The organism is Klebsiella sp. H-Nf2, from assembly GCF_002806645.1.
Lineage (GTDB): Bacteria > Pseudomonadota > Gammaproteobacteria > Enterobacterales > Enterobacteriaceae > Klebsiella > Klebsiella variicola.
Map to the genome: position 1 here is coordinate 220,918 of NZ_PIBL01000002.1, position 15,952 is coordinate 236,869.

At 57.4% G+C, this 15,952-nt stretch carries 14 protein-coding genes; 10 read left to right on the forward strand and 4 right to left on the reverse strand.

Going from position 1 to position 15,952, the window contains the following annotated elements:
* Positions 1–80: 80 nt before the first annotated feature.
* The 6 genes from CWM58_RS07770 (at position 81) to CWM58_RS07795 (ending at position 8,529) form a co-directional block, all read left to right on the forward strand.
* Entirely contained in the window at positions 81–470 is a 390-nt protein-coding gene (locus CWM58_RS07770) for a YgiW/YdeI family stress tolerance OB fold protein (protein WP_100680680.1), read from the forward strand.
* A gap of 77 nt (positions 471–547) precedes the next feature.
* On the forward strand, positions 548–1,417 hold the full coding sequence (locus tag CWM58_RS07775; protein WP_100680681.1) for an AraC family transcriptional regulator: 870 nt from the start codon (positions 548–550) through the stop codon (positions 1,415–1,417).
* A gap of 121 nt (positions 1,418–1,538) precedes the next feature.
* Positions 1,539–3,797, forward strand: a complete 2,259-nt coding sequence (gene parC / locus CWM58_RS07780; protein ID WP_061153299.1) for a DNA topoisomerase IV subunit A — start codon at positions 1,539–1,541, stop codon at positions 3,795–3,797.
* A gap of 191 nt (positions 3,798–3,988) precedes the next feature.
* Positions 3,989–4,726 carry a 1-acylglycerol-3-phosphate O-acyltransferase gene (plsC, locus tag CWM58_RS07785; RefSeq protein ID WP_061153300.1) on the forward strand — a complete coding sequence of 246 codons (738 nt, stop codon included), beginning with the start codon at positions 3,989–3,991 and terminating at the stop codon, positions 4,724–4,726.
* A gap of 83 nt (positions 4,727–4,809) precedes the next feature.
* Positions 4,810–6,222, forward strand: coding sequence for a cell division protein FtsP (gene ftsP, locus CWM58_RS07790; protein WP_061153301.1), 1,413 nt, complete (start codon positions 4,810–4,812; stop codon positions 6,220–6,222).
* 33 nt (positions 6,223–6,255) lie between these two features.
* Entirely contained in the window at positions 6,256–8,529 is a 2,274-nt protein-coding gene (locus CWM58_RS07795) for a YgiQ family radical SAM protein (protein WP_165785745.1), read from the forward strand.
* A gap of 86 nt (positions 8,530–8,615) precedes the next feature.
* On the opposite strand, the gene dkgA is transcribed toward CWM58_RS07795, so the two are convergent.
* Together dkgA and yqhD are read right to left on the reverse strand one after the other, a co-directional pair.
* A complete protein-coding gene (dkgA, locus tag CWM58_RS07800; protein WP_061153303.1) occupies positions 8,616–9,443 on the reverse strand; it encodes a 2,5-didehydrogluconate reductase DkgA in 828 nt (275 codons plus the stop codon).
* Positions 9,444–9,588: 145 nt separating this feature from the next.
* The gene (yqhD, locus tag CWM58_RS07805; RefSeq protein ID WP_100680683.1) at positions 9,589–10,752 is read right to left on the reverse strand and encodes an alcohol dehydrogenase; all 1,164 of its coding nucleotides are present in this window, start codon (positions 10,750–10,752) and stop codon (positions 9,589–9,591) included.
* A 196-nt stretch (positions 10,753–10,948) separates the two neighbouring features.
* Between yqhD and CWM58_RS07810 the strand changes: the two genes are divergently transcribed.
* Positions 10,949–11,848 (forward strand): AraC family transcriptional regulator, encoded by a 900-nt coding sequence (locus CWM58_RS07810; protein WP_100680684.1) that lies wholly within the window; start codon positions 10,949–10,951, stop codon positions 11,846–11,848.
* A gap of 49 nt (positions 11,849–11,897) precedes the next feature.
* Here the strand turns inward: CWM58_RS07810 and yghB are convergent, their stop codons facing one another.
* Positions 11,898–12,557, reverse strand: a complete 660-nt coding sequence (gene yghB, locus CWM58_RS07815; protein ID WP_061153306.1) for a DedA family general envelope maintenance protein YghB — start codon at positions 12,555–12,557, stop codon at positions 11,898–11,900.
* 131 nt (positions 12,558–12,688) lie between these two features.
* Positions 12,689–13,876 (reverse strand): cystathionine beta-lyase, encoded by a 1,188-nt coding sequence (gene metC / locus CWM58_RS07820; protein WP_100680685.1) that lies wholly within the window; start codon positions 13,874–13,876, stop codon positions 12,689–12,691.
* A gap of 250 nt (positions 13,877–14,126) precedes the next feature.
* On the opposite strand from metC, the gene exbB reads away from it, so the two are divergent.
* The 3 genes from exbB to CWM58_RS07840 all read left to right on the forward strand — a co-directional run bounded on the left by exbB (position 14,127) and on the right by CWM58_RS07840 (position 15,925).
* Positions 14,127–14,858: a tol-pal system-associated acyl-CoA thioesterase gene (gene exbB / locus CWM58_RS07830; protein WP_004174395.1), complete on the forward strand. Its 732-nt coding sequence runs from the start codon at positions 14,127–14,129 to the stop codon at positions 14,856–14,858.
* A gap of 6 nt (positions 14,859–14,864) precedes the next feature.
* Complete coding sequence (exbD, locus tag CWM58_RS07835) at positions 14,865–15,290, forward strand: TonB system transport protein ExbD (RefSeq protein WP_002916785.1); 426 nt, start codon at positions 14,865–14,867, stop codon at positions 15,288–15,290.
* A gap of 140 nt (positions 15,291–15,430) precedes the next feature.
* Positions 15,431–15,925 (forward strand): TIGR00645 family protein, encoded by a 495-nt coding sequence (locus tag CWM58_RS07840; protein ID WP_008806498.1) that lies wholly within the window; start codon positions 15,431–15,433, stop codon positions 15,923–15,925.
* Positions 15,926–15,952 lie beyond the last annotated feature (27 nt).

A 15,952-nucleotide genomic window follows, 5' to 3' on the forward strand; every position in this document is an offset into this window, starting at 1 on the left:
ATTTCTTTTTTCCGCTTAAGAAGTCGTTAAGTTTTGTCAGGCGTAATAGGAGCCATATCAACACGAAGGGAGAACACATCATGAAGAAAATTGCTGCGATGACCGCGATCGTTGCCCTGGTTTCCATGCCGGTGCTGGCTGCCGAACAGGGCGGGTTTACCGGTCCTTCTTCGACCGCGCAGGCTGGCGGATTCACCGGCCCGAGCGGCGCGGTGACCACTGTCGCCAATGCCAAATCGCTGCGGGATGATACCTGGGTGACCCTGCGCGGCAAGATAACCGAGCGCATTTCTGACGATCTGTATAAGTTTCAGGATGCTTCCGGGGTGATCAATGTCGATATTGACCACAAGCGCTGGAACGGCGTGACCGTCGGCCCGCAGGACACGGTAGAAATTCAGGGGGAAGTCGATAAGGACTGGAACTCGGTAGAAATCGACGTTAAACAGATCCGTAAAATCGCGCCATAAGTCTTCGTCAGATAAGCGCAAGATCGGTCAGGAATCGCTATCCTCGCTCTGTCAGAGTATGTCGCGAGGAGGAGACGATGAACGATATTAAGGCCAGCCCGGCGTATGCCGGGCGCTTCCAGCGTGTCTGTAGGTACATTGCGCGCCATCTTGATGAGCCGCTGTCGCTGGAGGTGCTGAGCGCGATAGCGCACAGTTCGCCTTACCATTTTCACCGGCAATTTAGCGCTTATACCGGTATTCCATTGTACCGGTATATTCAGTGGTTGCGTCTGCGACGCGCCTGTTGGCGCCTGGCGTTCAACCCACGCGATAAAGTCATCGATATTGCCCTTGATGCCGGATTTCAGAATGCGGAGTCGTTCAGTCGTGCCTTCCGTACCGCGTTTGACCAAAGCCCGACCCAATTTCGTCAGCAACCGGACTGGGCCGAGTGGCATCGACGCGTACCGAAACATACGCTACAGGAGCAAACGTCGATGGACGTCAATATTATTTCGTTCCCCACCACCCGGGTAGCCGTACTGCAGCATCGCGGTAGCCCGGACCTTGTCAACGCTACCGCCGCGCGTTTTATCGCCTGGCGTAAGACGAGCGGATTATCGCCCGTCGCCACCAGCGATACCTGGGGGATCGCCTGGGACGATCCGCAGACCACCCCGCAGGAGGCATTTCGGTTTGATATCTGCGGCACGGTCGAACGGCCGGTCGGTGAAAACGCCTTTGGCGTGATTAACGGCGAAATCCCCGGCGGACGCTGCGCCGTCGTGCGCCATCACGGCTCGCTGGACACGCTGGCGAACAGCGTCTGGTTTCTCTATCGCGACTGGTTACCCGCGTCAGGCGAGACGTTACGGGATTATCCGGTGTACTTCCGTTACCTCAATTTTGTCCATGAGGTGGCTGAGCATGAACTGCAAACCGATATTTATCTGCCGCTGGCCTGATTAAGCGTGACGGAATCCTCAGCCGATCTCACGCCCTGTGACTCAGGGCGTGAGATCGGGTATTATCGCGGGTAGTTTTGCCGTCCGAACGGTCGGTACCCAGATTGAGGATCCACGATTAATGAGCGATATGGCAGAGCGCCTTGCGCTGCATGAATTTACGGAAAATGCTTACCTGAACTACTCCATGTACGTGATCATGGACAGGGCATTACCGTTTATTGGCGATGGCTTAAAACCGGTCCAGCGTCGCATCGTCTATGCGATGTCCGAGCTGGGGCTGAACGCCAGCGCGAAATTCAAAAAGTCCGCCCGCACCGTCGGCGACGTGTTGGGTAAATATCACCCGCACGGCGACAGCGCCTGCTATGAAGCGATGGTGCTGATGGCGCAGCCGTTCTCTTACCGCTACCCGCTGGTAGATGGGCAAGGGAACTGGGGGGCGCCGGACGATCCGAAATCCTTCGCGGCTATGCGTTACACCGAGTCCCGCCTGTCGAAATATGCCGAACTGCTGCTCAGCGAACTGGGGCAGGGCACCGTTGATTGGGTACCGAACTTTGACGGTACGATGCAGGAGCCGAAAATGCTGCCTGCGCGTCTGCCGAACATCCTGCTTAATGGCACCACCGGCATCGCGGTGGGCATGGCCACTGATATTCCGCCGCACAACCTGCGTGAAGTCGCCAAAGCGGCCATTACGCTGATTGAGCAGCCGAAAACGACCCTCGACGAACTGCTGGATATCGTGCAGGGGCCGGATTTCCCGACCGAGGCGGAGATCATCACCTCGCGGGCGGAAATTCGCAAAATCTACCAAAACGGACGCGGCTCAGTGCGCATGCGCGCAGTGTGGAGCAAAGAGGACGGCGCGGTGGTGATTAGCGCGCTGCCGCACCAGGTCTCCGGCGCCAAAGTGCTGGAGCAGATTGCGGCGCAGATGCGCAATAAAAAGCTGCCGATGGTCGACGACCTGCGCGACGAATCGGACCACGAAAATCCGACTCGTCTGGTGATCGTCCCGCGCTCCAACCGGGTGGATATGGAACAGGTGATGAACCACCTGTTTGCCACTACCGATCTGGAAAAAAGCTACCGCATCAACCTCAATATGATCGGCCTCGACGGACGCCCGGCGGTGAAAAACCTGCTGGAGATCCTCAGCGAATGGCTGGTGTTCCGTCGCGATACCGTGCGTCGCCGTCTGAACCATCGGTTAGAGAAAGTGCTTAAGCGCCTGCATATCCTCGAAGGTTTGCTGGTGGCGTTTCTCAATATCGATGAAGTAATCGAGATCATCCGCACCGAAGATGAACCGAAGCCAGCCCTGATGTCGCGCTTTGGCATCAGCGAAACCCAGGCGGAAGCGATTCTGGAATTAAAACTGCGCCACCTCGCCAAACTGGAAGAGATGAAGATCCGCGGCGAGCAGGACGAGCTGGAAAAAGAGCGCGACCAGCTGCAGGCGATTCTGGCTTCTGAACGTAAGATGAACAACCTGCTGAAAAAAGAGCTGCAGGCTGATGCCGATGCTTTCGGCGACGATCGCCGCTCGCCGCTTCACGAACGTGAAGAAGCGAAAGCGATGAGCGAGCATGATATGCAGCCGTCTGAGCCAGTGACAATCGTCCTGTCGCAGATGGGTTGGGTGCGGAGCGCCAAAGGGCACGACATTGACGCCCAGGGCTTGAGCTATAAAGCGGGCGACAGCTGGAAGGCCTCGGCGAAAGGCAAGAGCAACCAGCCGGTGGTGTTTATCGATACCACCGGGCGCAGCTATGCCATCGATCCGATTACCCTGCCTTCCGCGCGTGGCCAGGGTGAGCCGCTTACCGGTAAGTTGACTCTGCCGCCGGGTGCGACCGTGGAACATATGCTGATGGAAAGCGACGATCGCAAGCTGCTGATGGCTTCCGACGCTGGCTACGGTTTTGTCTGCACCTTCAATGATCTGGTGGCGCGCAACCGTGCCGGTAAAGCGCTGATCACCCTGCCTGACAATGCGCACGTGATGCCGCCGCTGGTGATTGAGGACGAGTCCGATATGCTGCTGGCCATCACCGCCGCCGGGCGGATGCTGATGTTCCCGGTGAGCGATCTACCGCAGTTGTCGAAAGGCAAGGGCAACAAAATTATCAGTATTCCGGCGGCGGAAGCCGCAGCCGGGCAGGATGGCCTGGCGCATCTGTTTATCCTGGCTCCGCAGAGCACGCTCACCATCCATGTTGGCAAACGGAAGATCAAACTGCGTCCGGAAGAGCTGCAAAAAGTCACCGGCGAGCGTGGCCGTCGCGGTTCGTTGATGCGCGGACTGCAGAAGATTGACCGTGTCGAAATCGACTCGCCGCGCCGCGCCGCGGCAGGCGATAGCGAAGAGTAAACGCCACTCCTCCCGTCGTTGACGGGAGGAGGCGAAAAAATGCCGCAAAATCGTTGTTTATTCAGACGTTGCGATTAACAATGTCCATCACCAGGGACCCAGGAAGAACGGTCCCGGCCTGCGCAGAACTGATGAGCCTGCCTTCTGTCAGCAGCGAATAATTCTAAGCGATTTGGGTTTTAGAGGTAGCTATGCTATTAATTTTTCGAGTAATTTTTGTGGTCATTTATTGCATCGTAGTGTGCATACTTGGCTGTTTGTACTGCTTGTTCAGCCCGCGTAATCCAAAACATGTCGCCACTTTCGGCCATCTGTTTGGCCGCTTATCTCCGGTATTTGGCCTGAAGGTAGAACTGCGTAAACCTGCCGATGCGGAAAGCTATGGCAACGCGATCTACATCGCTAACCACCAGAACAACTATGATATGGTGACGGCGTCGAACATCGTGCAGCCGCCGACGGTCACCGTGGGTAAAAAAAGCCTGCTGTGGATCCCGTTCTTTGGCCTGCTCTACTGGCTGACGGGCAACCTGCTGATTGACCGTAATAACCGAACCAAAGCGCATGGCACCATTGCTGAAGTGGTGAATGCGTTTAAAAAGCGTAAAATTTCGTTCTGGATGTTCCCGGAAGGAACCCGTAGCCGCGGCCGCGGCCTGCTGCCTTTTAAAACCGGTGCCTTCCACGCAGCGATTGCCGCCGGAGTGCCGATTATTCCGGTGTGCGTGTCCAACACATCGAACAAAATTAAGCTCAATCGCTGGAACAACGGTCTGGTGATTGTTGAGATGCTGCCGCCGGTGGATACCAGTCAGTTCGGTAAAGACAACGTGCGCGCGCTGGCGACGCATTGCCGCGAGCTGATGGCCGCCAAAATTGCTGAGCTGGACAACGAAGTGGCCGAGCGCGAAGCGGCTAAAAAGTCATAAGACAGGAAACGCCGCCAACGCGCGCGTATTGCTGGCGGGAAACGAATTCCCTTTTTCATTTGTCAGTATGTCATGGAGTTAATATGTCACTCAGTCGGCGTCAGTTTATTAAGGCTTCCGGCGTAGCGCTGTGCGCTGGCGCCGCGCCGCTGAAAGCCCATGCCGCCGGCCAGCAGCTCGCGCTGCCGGTTCCGCCGCTGCTGGAATCGCGTCGCGGTCAGCCGCTGTTTCTGACGCTGCAGCGTTCGCACTGGTCGTTTACGCCAGGCACTCGCGCCCCCGTCTGGGGGATCAATGGCCGCTACATGGGGCCGACGATCCGCGTCTGGAGCGGGGACGACGTCAAGCTTATCTACAGCAACCGTCTGACAGAGAATGTCGCGATGACCATCCGCGGCCTGCAGGTGCCTGGCCCGCTGATCGGCGGCGCGGCGCGCATGATGTCGCCGAACGCCGACTGGGCGCCGGTGCTGCCTATCCGCCAGAGCGCTGCCACCTTGTGGTATCAGGCCAACACGCCGAACCGGATGGCGAAGCAGGTATACAACGGCCTGGCCGGCATGTGGCTGGTGGAAGATGAGGTCAGCAAGAACCTGCCAATCCCTAACCACTACGGCGTTGATGACTTCCCGGTGATTATTCAGGACAAGCGGCTGGATAACTTCGGCACGCCGGAATATAGCGAACCGGGGAGCGGCGGCTTCGTTGGCGATACGCTGCTGGTTAACGGCGTGCAGAGCCCGTATGTCGAAGTGTCGCGCGGCTGGGTGCGCCTGCGCCTGCTGAACGCCTCCAACTCGCGGCGCTATCAGCTGCAGATGAGCGATGGCCGACTGCTGCATGTGATTTCCGGCGACCAGGGGTTCCTGCCGGCGCCTGTCTCGCTCAAACAGCTGTCGCTGGGGCCAGGGGAACGGCGTGAAATTCTGATCGATATGACCAACGGCGATGAAGTGTCCATTACCTGCGGCGAAGCGGCCAGCATTGTTGACCGTATCCGCGGCTTTTTTGAACCGTCAAGCATCCTGGTCTCCACGCTGGTGCTGACCTTGCGGCCGACCGGGCTGCTGCCGCTGGTCACCGACAGCCTGCCGGTGCGCCTGCTGCCGACCGAACTGCTCTCCGGCACGCCGATCCGCAGCCGGGATATCACCCTCGGCGACGATCCGGGTATCAACGGCCAGCTGTGGGATCCGCAGCGTATCGATATCACGGCGCAACAGGGGACCTGGGAGCGCTGGACGGTGCGTGCCGACCGCCCGCAGTCGTTCCATATTGAAGGGGTGATGTTCCAGATCCGTAACGTCAACGGCTCGACGCCCTTCCCGGAAGACCGTGGCTGGAAGGACACCGTGTGGGTCGACGGGCAGGTTGAACTGCTGGTCTACTACGCCCAGCCATCGTGGTCGCACTTCCCGTTCCAGTATCTGAGCCAGACGCTGGAGCTTGCCGACCGCGGCTCGATTGGCCAGATGCTGGTGAATCCGGCGCCGTAATCTTCGCAACCCTGGCCGGAACACGGTCAGGGTTTGAGAAAATCCTCCTTCATTTCCACTATCATTCCGGCTTATAATCCACGCCCTTTTGGTTATTTTTTTATCATTTCCCCCGGAAGCAATATGAGCGCAATATCCCTGATCCAACCGGATCGTGACCTTTTTTCCTGGCCGCAATACTGGGCTGCCTGTTTTGGCCCTGCGCCATTTTTACCGATGTCGCGTGAAGAGATGGACCAACTTGGCTGGGATAGCTGCGACATTATTCTGGTGACCGGCGACGCCTACGTCGACCACCCGAGCTTCGGGATGGCCATCTGCGGCCGTATGCTGGAAGCGCAGGGTTTCCGGGTAGGGATCATTTCCCAGCCGGACTGGAACAGCAAAGAAGACTTTATGCGCCTGGGTAAGCCGAATCTGTTCTTCGGCGTGACGGCGGGCAATATGGACTCGATGATCAACCGCTACACTGCCGACCGTAAGCTGCGCCATGACGATGCTTACACCGCTGGCAACGTGGCGGGCAAGCGTCCGGACCGCGCCACCCTGGTCTACACCCAGCGCTGTAAAGAGGCGTGGAAAGACGTGCCGGTGATCCTCGGCGGCATCGAGGCCAGCCTGCGCCGTACCGCGCATTATGATTACTGGTCCGATACCGTGCGCCGCTCGGTGCTGGTGGACTCCAAGGCCGATATGCTGATGTTCGGTAACGGCGAGCGCCCGTTGGTGGAAGTCGCGCATCGCCTGGCGATGGGCGAAACCATCGACCAGATCCGCGATGTGCGCAATACCGCCATCATGGTGAAAGAGGCGCTGCCGGGCTGGAGCGGCGTCGATTCCACCCGCCTGGATACCCCGGGGAAAATCGACCCGATCCCGCATCCGTATGGTGAGGATCTGCCGTGCGCCGATAACAAACCGGTTGCGCCGAAAAAGCAGGAAGCCAAAAGCATCACCGTGCAGCCGCCGCGGCCCAAACCGTGGGAAAAGACCTACGTGCTGCTGCCTTCCTTCGAGAAGGTGAAAGGCGATAAAGTCCTGTACGCTCACGCTTCGCGTATTCTGCACCACGAAACTAACCCTGGCTGCGCCCGGGCGCTGATGCAAAAGCATGGCGAACGCTATATCTGGATCAACCCGCCGGCAATCCCGCTCTCGACTGAAGAGATGGACAGCGTCTTCGCGCTGCCTTACAAGCGTGTGCCGCATCCTGCTTACGGCGACGCGCGTATCCCGGCGTATGAGATGATCCGTTTCTCGATCAACATCATGCGCGGCTGCTTCGGCGGCTGTTCGTTCTGCTCAATCACCGAGCACGAAGGGCGCATTATCCAGAGCCGTTCAGAAGATTCGATCATTAATGAAATCGAAGCCATTCGCGACACGGTGCCCGGCTTTACCGGGGTGATCTCCGATCTCGGCGGACCAACGGCCAACATGTACATGCTGCGCTGTAAATCGCCACGCGCCGAGCAGACCTGCCGCCGTCTCTCCTGCGTCTACCCGGATATCTGCCCGCACATGGATACCAACCATGAGCCGACGATCAATCTTTATCGCCGCGCCCGTGAGCTGAAGGGCATCAAGAAGATCCTTATCGCCTCCGGCGTACGCTATGACATCGCGGTAGAAGATCCGCGCTATATCAAAGAGCTGGCAACCCACCATGTCGGTGGCTATCTGAAGATCGCTCCGGAGCATACCGAAGAGGGGCCGCTGTCGAAGATGATGAAGCCGGGGATGGGCAGCTACGACCGCTTTAAAGAGCTGTTTGATACCTATTCGAAGCAGGCGGGTAAAGAACAGTATCTGATCCCGTACTTTATCTCCGCCCACCCGGGAACGCGCGATGAAGATATGGTGAACCTGGCACTGTGGCTGAAGAAACATCGCTTCCGTCTTGATCAGGTGCAGAACTTCTATCCGTCGCCGCTGGCGAACTCGACCACCATGTATTACACCGGCAAGAACCCGCTGGGTAAGATTGGCTATAAGAGCGAAGAGGTGGTGGTGCCGAAGGGCGAGAAACAGCGCCGTCTGCATAAAGCGCTGCTGCGTTATCACGATCCGGCAAACTGGCCGCTGATCCGTCAGGCGCTGGAGTCGATGGGCAAGAAGCACCTGATTGGCTCACGTCGCGACTGCCTGGTGCCAGCCCCGACGCTGGATGAGATGCGCGAAGCGCGTCGCCAGAACCGCCATACCCGCCCGGCACTAACCAAGCACACGCCAATTGTGCATCAGCGTTCTAACGGTGAAGCGACGGCGAAAAAGCCCGTCAAACGCGGTAAAGTCGCCGGGCGTTAAGCCTGACGTTGTGCCCGGTAGCGCTTTGCTGACCGGGCCAGCTTGAGAGCCGGACAGGCGTCAGCGCTATCCGGCTTTTTTATATGTTAGCCGCCAAACTGATCCGGATCGGGCCCTAAACGCTTGCCCTGGTCCAGCTTGGCGATTTCGCTGAGTTCGTCTTTGTCGAGACGGAAATCCCAGACGTTAAAGTTCTCGGCGATACGCGACGGCGTCACTGATTTCGGGATCACCACCAGACCGCTATCAAGATGCCAGCGGATGACAATCTGCGCCGGCGTTTTGCCGTATTTATCGGCGAGCTGGTGGATGACTTTCTGATCGAAAACCCCTTTACCGCCCTGGGCCAGCGGGCTCCAGGATTCGGTCTGGATCTTGTGGGTGGCGTTCCAGGCGTGCAGCTGACGCTGCTGCAGCAGCGGATGGAGCTCAATCTGGTTGATCGCCGGGGCGACGCCAGTTTCATCAATCAGCTTCTGCAGATGCGGGACCTGGAAATTACACACGCCGATACTTTTTGCCAGCCCCTGCTGTTGCAGTTCGATCAGCGCCTGCCAGGCCTCGACGTAATGGCCGATCGCCGGCACAGGCCAGTGGATTAAATAGAGATCCACATAGTCCAGCTTCAGCTTGCTGAGACTCTCTTTCAGCGCCTCGTGCGGCCGTTTTTGATCGTCGTTCCACAGCTTGGTGGTGATAAAGAGCTCATCGCGATTGACACCTGCGCTGTGCAGCGCGTTGCCGACACCAGCCTCATTTTGGTACGCGGCGGCGGTGTCAAAAGAGCGATAACCGACTTCCAGCGCCTTATGAATGGCAGAGACGACTTCCTCGTTGCCAGCTTTCCACACGCCGAGACCCAGCTGCGGCATCAGGTTGCCGTCGTGTAGTTTTATAACGGTTGGATGTGTCATGCCTTCCTCCTGTTAATGAACTCGGCGAGGCAGAATCCGCCGAGGGGTAGCATTAAGTCTGGACGAAATAGCTAAAAACGGTAGTAAAAACACCTCTCCCCGACGTTTGTTTAACGTAAGGAGAGGTGAATCAGGCGGGGATAAATTAGCGGGCTGCCTCGTAAATACGGCGGCTGACGTCCAGCGTGATATCCTGATGTTCGCCCAGTTTGGTCATGCCGTGCTCTTCCAGTTTCGCCAGCAGCGCCGGGATGGAGCTACCGTCGAGACCGTAATCGGATAGACGGGTCGGCACCCCCATCTGCTCGAAGAACTGGCGCGTCGCGGCGATGGCGGCATCAATACGTTGGTCGTCGGAACCCTCGGTGATATTCCACACGCGCTCGGCATACTGCAGCAGTTTCGCACGTTTGCTGTCGCGCTTCTCATTCCACAGCGCCGGCAGAACGATAGCCAGCGTCTGGGCGTGATCCAGGCCGTGCATCGCCGTCAGTTCGTGGCCGAGCATATGCGTCGCCCAGTCCTGCGGCACGCCTGCGCCGATAAGACCGTTCAGCGCCTGAGTCGCCGCCCACATAATATTGGCGCGCACATCGTAGTTCTCTGGCTCCTGCAGCGCTTTCGGGCCATCTTCCACCAGCGTCAGCAGAATGCCTTCGGCGAAACGGTCCTGAATTTTGCCGTCAACCGGGTAGGTGACGTACTGTTCAACGGTATGGACGAAGGCGTCAACCACGCCGTTGGCGACCTGGCGCGGCGGCAGAGTATAAGTGTAAACCGGATCGAGGATTGCGAACTGCGGCTGAACGTGCGAAGACATAAACGCGCGTTTGTCGCCGGTGGTTTTCCGCGAAATGACCGCCCCTTTGTTAGACTCGGAGCCGGTCGCCGGCAGGGTGAGTACGGAACCCATTGGAATGGCGCTGGCAATATTGCTGCCATAGGTTTCCAGAATTTCCCACGGATCGATAGCGACGTCGTAATGGGCCGCCGCGGCGATGAACTTGGTGCCATCCAGTACTGAACCGCCGCCGACCGCCAGCAGGAAAGTGACCTTCTCTTCACGGGCGAGCTTCACGGCGTTCATCAGGGTTTCGTAAGACGGGTTCGGCTCGATGCCGCCAAATTCAAGGACATCCAGGCCATTCAGGGCGGTGAGTACCTGATCCAGGACGCCCGTTTTTTTCACGCTGCCGCCGCCGTAGGTGATCAGTACGCGAGCCTCCGCCGGGATCTGTTCACGCAGCTTTTCAATCGCGCCTTTACCAAACAGAATGCGGGTTGGGGTATGCAGGTCAAAATTATTCATTGCTAGTGTCCTCAAAAGAGTAAAACCGCCGACAGGGACGATACCGCTGCCAGATGACGGTTATTGTGGTCCTGGCGCCGTTGACCCTCAATGCACATTTCTGCCGATGTCTTGCCTATTTCTCCATATGGCTGGAGAATTTTCGCCAGCCTGCGCACAATGTACGGGTGAAGAAACATCGGGAGGGACGGTGGCAATGCAACACGCACAGATATGTCAGATATTGACAGAGAAGGTTAACCATCTGAAAGATAAGCACGAACTGTTAAGTTCGCTGCTGCCTGACGTCCGCCTGCTGTATGGGACACAGCCGGGTACCCGGACGCCAGTGATGTACCTGCCAGGGATCGTTTTTCTCTTTTCGGGCCATAAAATTGGTTATATCAATGAACGGACATTTCGCTACGACACAAATGAATATCTGCTGCTGACCGTGCCGCTGCCCTTCGAGTGCGAAACCTTTGCGACCCCCGAGGTGCCCCTCGCCGGGATGCGTCTGAACGTCGATATCCTGCAACTGCAGGAGCTGCTGATGGATATTGGCGAGGATCCGCTGTTTCAGCCCGCCGTTGCCTCCAGCGGAATAAATTCGGCAGTGCTTTCAGAAGATATTTTGTGCGCTGCCGAACGGCTGCTCGACGTCATGGATCGGCCGCTGGATGCCCGTATCCTTGGCAAGCAGATTATCCGCGAAATCCTCTACTATGTGCTGACGGGCCCCTGCGGCGGCGCACTGCTGGCGTTGGTCAGCCGGCAGACCCATTTCAGTTTGATAAGCCGCGTGCTGAAACACATCGAGAGCCAGTACACCGAAAACCTGAGCGTCGATCGGCTAGCGGCAGAGGCGAATATGAGCGTCTCAGCGTTTCACCATAATTTTAAATCGGTGACCAGTACTTCACCGCTACAGTATTTGAAAACCTACCGTTTGCACAAGGCGCGCATGCTGATGATCCATGACGGCATGAAGGCCAGCGCGGCGGCGATGCGGGTGGGGTATGAAAGTCCTTCGCAGTTCAGCCGCGAGTTTAAGCGCTACTTCGGTATGACGCCCGGGGAAGATGCCGCACGAATTCGCACGATGCAGGGCATGTAATATCGGGAAGGGCAAGCCGGGTGGGCACAGGCCCCCCGGCAGGTGGCCGTCAGGCGCTGCAGTATTTCTTTTTGATAACCACGAACAGCGTGCCGAGCAGGCCCGCGAGCAGCAGGACAATCGGCAGGATCATCAGGCAGGTCATCACCTGATCTTCATGGCGCTTCACAAACGGGATCATGCTCAGCGCATAGCCAAGACCGGTGACCACGCCAACCCACAGCAGGGCGCTCAGCCAGTTGAAGAACTGAAAGCGGCGGTTCGGCAGGCCGGAAATCCCCGCCATGGTTGGCAGCAGAGTGCGGACAAACGCCAGAAAGCGGCCAGCGAGCAGCGCCAGCAGACCGTGGCGATCAAACATACAGGTGGCGCGCTGATGGTACTTATGCGGCAGATGCGCCAGCCAGCCTTTCACCGTTTGCGTATTGCCCAGCCAGCGCCCCTGCACATAGCTCAGCCAGCAGCCGAGGCTGGCGGCGGCGGTCAGAATGGCGATAGTGGGCACAAAGTCCATGACGCCTTTAGCAATCAGCGCGCCGGCGAGCAGCAGCAGGCTGTCTCCCGGTAAAAAGGACGCGGGCAGCAGCCCGTTTTCCAGAAACAGGGTGGCGAACATAACCAGATATACAACGCCCACAACGTGAGGGTTCGCCAATGCGGCAAAATCATGTTGCCACAGCGCGGCGACAATCTCTTGAATGACAACCATGGACTTTCCTAAGTGGTACCGTATTGTTGACTAGTGTACTCCTGAAGAGACCCGAGCACCTTGATCCCGGGCGCAACAAAAGCGGCCGCTTCGATAAAAAACGTCCGCCATTGTTGCCACTGACTGTCACTTTACACGATACGCGCGAAGCCCGCTGCTAAATCCGCCTGCAGATCGTCAACATTTTCGAGACCAATGTGCAGGCGGATCAGCGTGCCGCTGAAATCCACTTCAGCCTCCGGCCGAATATGGGCGATTTGCTCCGGCTGATTGGCCAGAATGAGCGATTCAAAGCCGCCCCACGAGTAGGCCATGCTGAACAGGCTGAAATTGTCGAGGTACTCGGCCAGCTCGGCGTCGCTAAGACGTTTGTTGAGCACAAACGAGAACAGACCGCTGCTGCCGGTGAAGTCGCGCTTCCAGAATTCATGGCCTTTACTGCCGGGCAGGGCGGGGTGGTTTACCCGCGCCACCTGCGGATGTTGCGCCAGCCACTCAGCGATGCGCAGGCTGCTTTCATGGTGCTGACGCAGGCGCACGCCCAGGGTGCGCAGACCGCGGCTGGTCATATAGGCGGTATCGGCGTCCAGCATTTGCCCCATCAGGTAGGCATTCTCACGCAGCTGCGCCCAGCAGCGCGCATTCGCTACCGCGGTGCCGACCATGCCGTCTGAGTGGCCGATCAGGTATTTGGTGGCCGCCTGAATGGAAATGTCGATGCCAAAATCCAGCGCTTTAAACAGGATCCCCGCCGCCCAGGTGTTATCGATCATGATAATCGCTTCCGGGGCGACTTTACGCACGGCGGCGACAATTGCAGGCACATCATGCACTTCCATGGTGATGGAGCCAGGCGATTCCAGGAACACCACGCGGGTCTCCGGCCGAATAAGTTGGGCAATATCGGCGCCAATGAGGGGATCGAACCAGCTGGTGGCGACGCCGAGTTTAGCGAGAATTTTGGTACAAAAATCCTGGCTTGGCTCATAGGCGGTATTGGTCATCAGCACATGGTCGCCCTGTTCGACGAACGCCAGGATGGTGTTGGCCACCGCGGCCGCGCCGCAGGGGAAGAGGGCGCAGCCGGCGCCGCCTTCCAGCTCGCACATCGCTTCCTGCAGCGAGAAGTGAGTCAGGGTGCCGCGGCGTCCGTAGAACAGCTCGCCGTTGGCCCGGTTGCGGGTGGCATGTTTTTTGGCTTCTACGGTGTCGAAAACCAGCGATGAAGCGCGCTGGATCACGCTGTTCACTGAGCCTTGAGTATATTTTTTGCTCCGCCCGGCGTTGACCAGCGCGGTATCAAGATGTTTATCAGCCATGTTGATGAACCTGTTTTTATACGTCTGGACGTCTAAACTAGCATGAATCTTCTTTTCTGTACCAGCGCGGCGCCGATACAGGCGAAAATTTTACCAGGCCCGCGGTAAGCCGCTTTTTTACTGCGTGAGCGCAAGGAAAATAAACGTGATTTGCTGCACAGTGTAAATACTAATGAGAACCACTATCAATTCGATGTCGTTTTGATATTATTGTGGGCAGATTTTGTGATTATCGTCGTGGAGATAGAGCGTGGGTAATAATTTGATGCAGGCGGATCTCTCCGTTTGGGGTATGTATCATCATGCCGATATTGTCGTTAAGGTGGTGATGATTGGCCTGATTCTGGCGTCGGTCGTCACCTGGGCCATCTTTTTCGGCAAGGGGGCGGAAATCCTCGCCAGCAAGCGCCGCCTCAAACGTGAACAGCAGCAGCTGGCAGAAGCCCGCTCTCTCGATCAGGCCAGCGATATCGCCAGCGCCTTTGAAGCGAAAAGCCTGACCACCCAGCTTATCAATGAAGCGCAGAACGAACTCGAACTCTCTGCCGGTGCGGAAGACAATGAAGGCATCAAGGAACGCACCGGTTTCCGCCTTGAGCGCCGTGTCGCGGCGGTCGGTCGCCATATGGGGCGCGGCAATGGTTATCTGGCCACCATCGGCGCCATTTCGCCGTTTGTGGGTCTGTTCGGGACCGTCTGGGGCATCATGAACAGCTTTATCGGTATCGCCCAGACGCAGACCACCAACCTTGCGGTGGTAGCCCCGGGCATCGCGGAAGCGCTGCTGGCGACGGCCATCGGCCTGTTCGCCGCCATCCCGGCGGTAGTCATCTATAACATCTTCGCCCGCATGATCGGCAGCTACAAGGCCTCGCTCGGCGACGTCGCCGCTCAGGTGCTGCTGCTGCAAAGTCGCGACCTGGACCTCAGCGCCAGCGGTGTGAAGCCGGTGCGCAGCGCGCAGAAATTACGGGTAGGTTGATCGGCTATGGCGATGCGTCTTAATGAAAATCTGGACGATAACGGCGAAATGCATGAGATCAACGTGACGCCGTTTATCGACGTCATGCTGGTTCTGCTGATTATCTTTATGGTGGCTGCGCCGCTGGCGACGGTTGACGTAAAGGTGAATCTGCCGGCCTCTTCCAGCCAGCCGCAACCGCGACCGGAAAAACCTATCTATCTGTCGGTGAAGGCGGATAAGAGTATGTTCCTTGGCAACGACCCGGTGACCGAAGCGAATATGATTAACGCTCTGGATAGCCTGACTGCCGGCAAAAAAGATACCACCGTCTTCTTCCGCGCGGATAAAACCGTCGATTACGAGACGATGATGAAAGTGATGGATACCCTGCATCAGGCGGGCTATCTCAAGATCGGGCTGGTGGGCGAAGAGACCGTCAAAGCCAAATAATCCGATGACGCTTCTGAAAGGCTGGCCACGCGCCGGCCTTTTTTTATGGCCGTTTGTCGGCGACGTGTTGGCCTGGCGTTGCCATCACGTTATCTGTCTGAGATATAATGTCGCTTCTTTTTGTTAACTAACAGGATTATATGGAACGCTTTCTGGAAAACGCTATGTACACTTCGCGCTGGCTGCTGGCACCGGTTTATTTTGGCCTTTCGCTGGGGCTGGTTGCGCTGACCATCAAATTTTTTCAGGAGATCGTCCACGTTCTGCCGCATATCTTCAGCGTCAGCGAGTCGGAATTGATCCTGACGCTGCTGTCGCTGGTGGACATGACCCTGGTGGGTGGCCTGCTGGTGATGGTGATGTTCTCGGGCTATGAAAATTTCGTGTCGCAGCTGGATATCAATGAAGGGAAAGAGAAGCTGAGCTGGCTCGGTAAAATGGACGCCACCTCTCTGAAGAATAAAGTCGCGGCGTCAATTGTGGCGATCTCATCTATCCACCTGCTGCGGGTGTTTATGGATGCGAAAAATGTGCCGGACAACAAGCTGATGTGGTACGTGATTATCCACCTGACCTTCGTCCTTTCGGCCTTTGTGATGGGCTATCTCGATCGTCTGAACAAAGTGAAACACTGATCTCTTCTCTCCCGGCGGTGTTAGCCG

What these genes read in the sequence shown, in the direction of transcription:
- CWM58_RS07770 (WP_100680680.1), top strand. Translation starts at nt 81, where the DNA reads ATGAAGAAAATTGCTGCGATGACCGCGATCGTTGCCCTGGTTTCCATG.
- CWM58_RS07775 (WP_100680681.1), top strand. Translation starts at nt 548, where the DNA reads ATGAACGATATTAAGGCCAGCCCGGCGTATGCCGGGCGCTTCCAGCGT.
- parC (WP_061153299.1), top strand. Translation starts at nt 1,539, where the DNA reads ATGAGCGATATGGCAGAGCGCCTTGCGCTGCATGAATTTACGGAAAAT.
- plsC (WP_061153300.1), top strand. Translation starts at nt 3,989, where the DNA reads ATGCTATTAATTTTTCGAGTAATTTTTGTGGTCATTTATTGCATCGTA.
- ftsP (WP_061153301.1), top strand. Translation starts at nt 4,810, where the DNA reads ATGTCACTCAGTCGGCGTCAGTTTATTAAGGCTTCCGGCGTAGCGCTG.
- dkgA (WP_061153303.1), bottom strand. Translation starts at nt 9,443, where the DNA reads ATGACACATCCAACCGTTATAAAACTACACGACGGCAACCTGATGCCG.
- yqhD (WP_100680683.1), bottom strand. Translation starts at nt 10,752, where the DNA reads ATGAATAATTTTGACCTGCATACCCCAACCCGCATTCTGTTTGGTAAA.
- CWM58_RS07810 (WP_100680684.1), top strand. Translation starts at nt 10,949, where the DNA reads ATGCAACACGCACAGATATGTCAGATATTGACAGAGAAGGTTAACCAT.
- yghB (WP_061153306.1), bottom strand. Translation starts at nt 12,557, where the DNA reads ATGGTTGTCATTCAAGAGATTGTCGCCGCGCTGTGGCAACATGATTTT.
- metC (WP_100680685.1), bottom strand. Translation starts at nt 13,876, where the DNA reads ATGGCTGATAAACATCTTGATACCGCGCTGGTCAACGCCGGGCGGAGC.
- exbD (WP_002916785.1), top strand. Translation starts at nt 14,865, where the DNA reads ATGGCGATGCGTCTTAATGAAAATCTGGACGATAACGGCGAAATGCAT.
- CWM58_RS07840 (WP_008806498.1), top strand. Translation starts at nt 15,431, where the DNA reads ATGGAACGCTTTCTGGAAAACGCTATGTACACTTCGCGCTGGCTGCTG.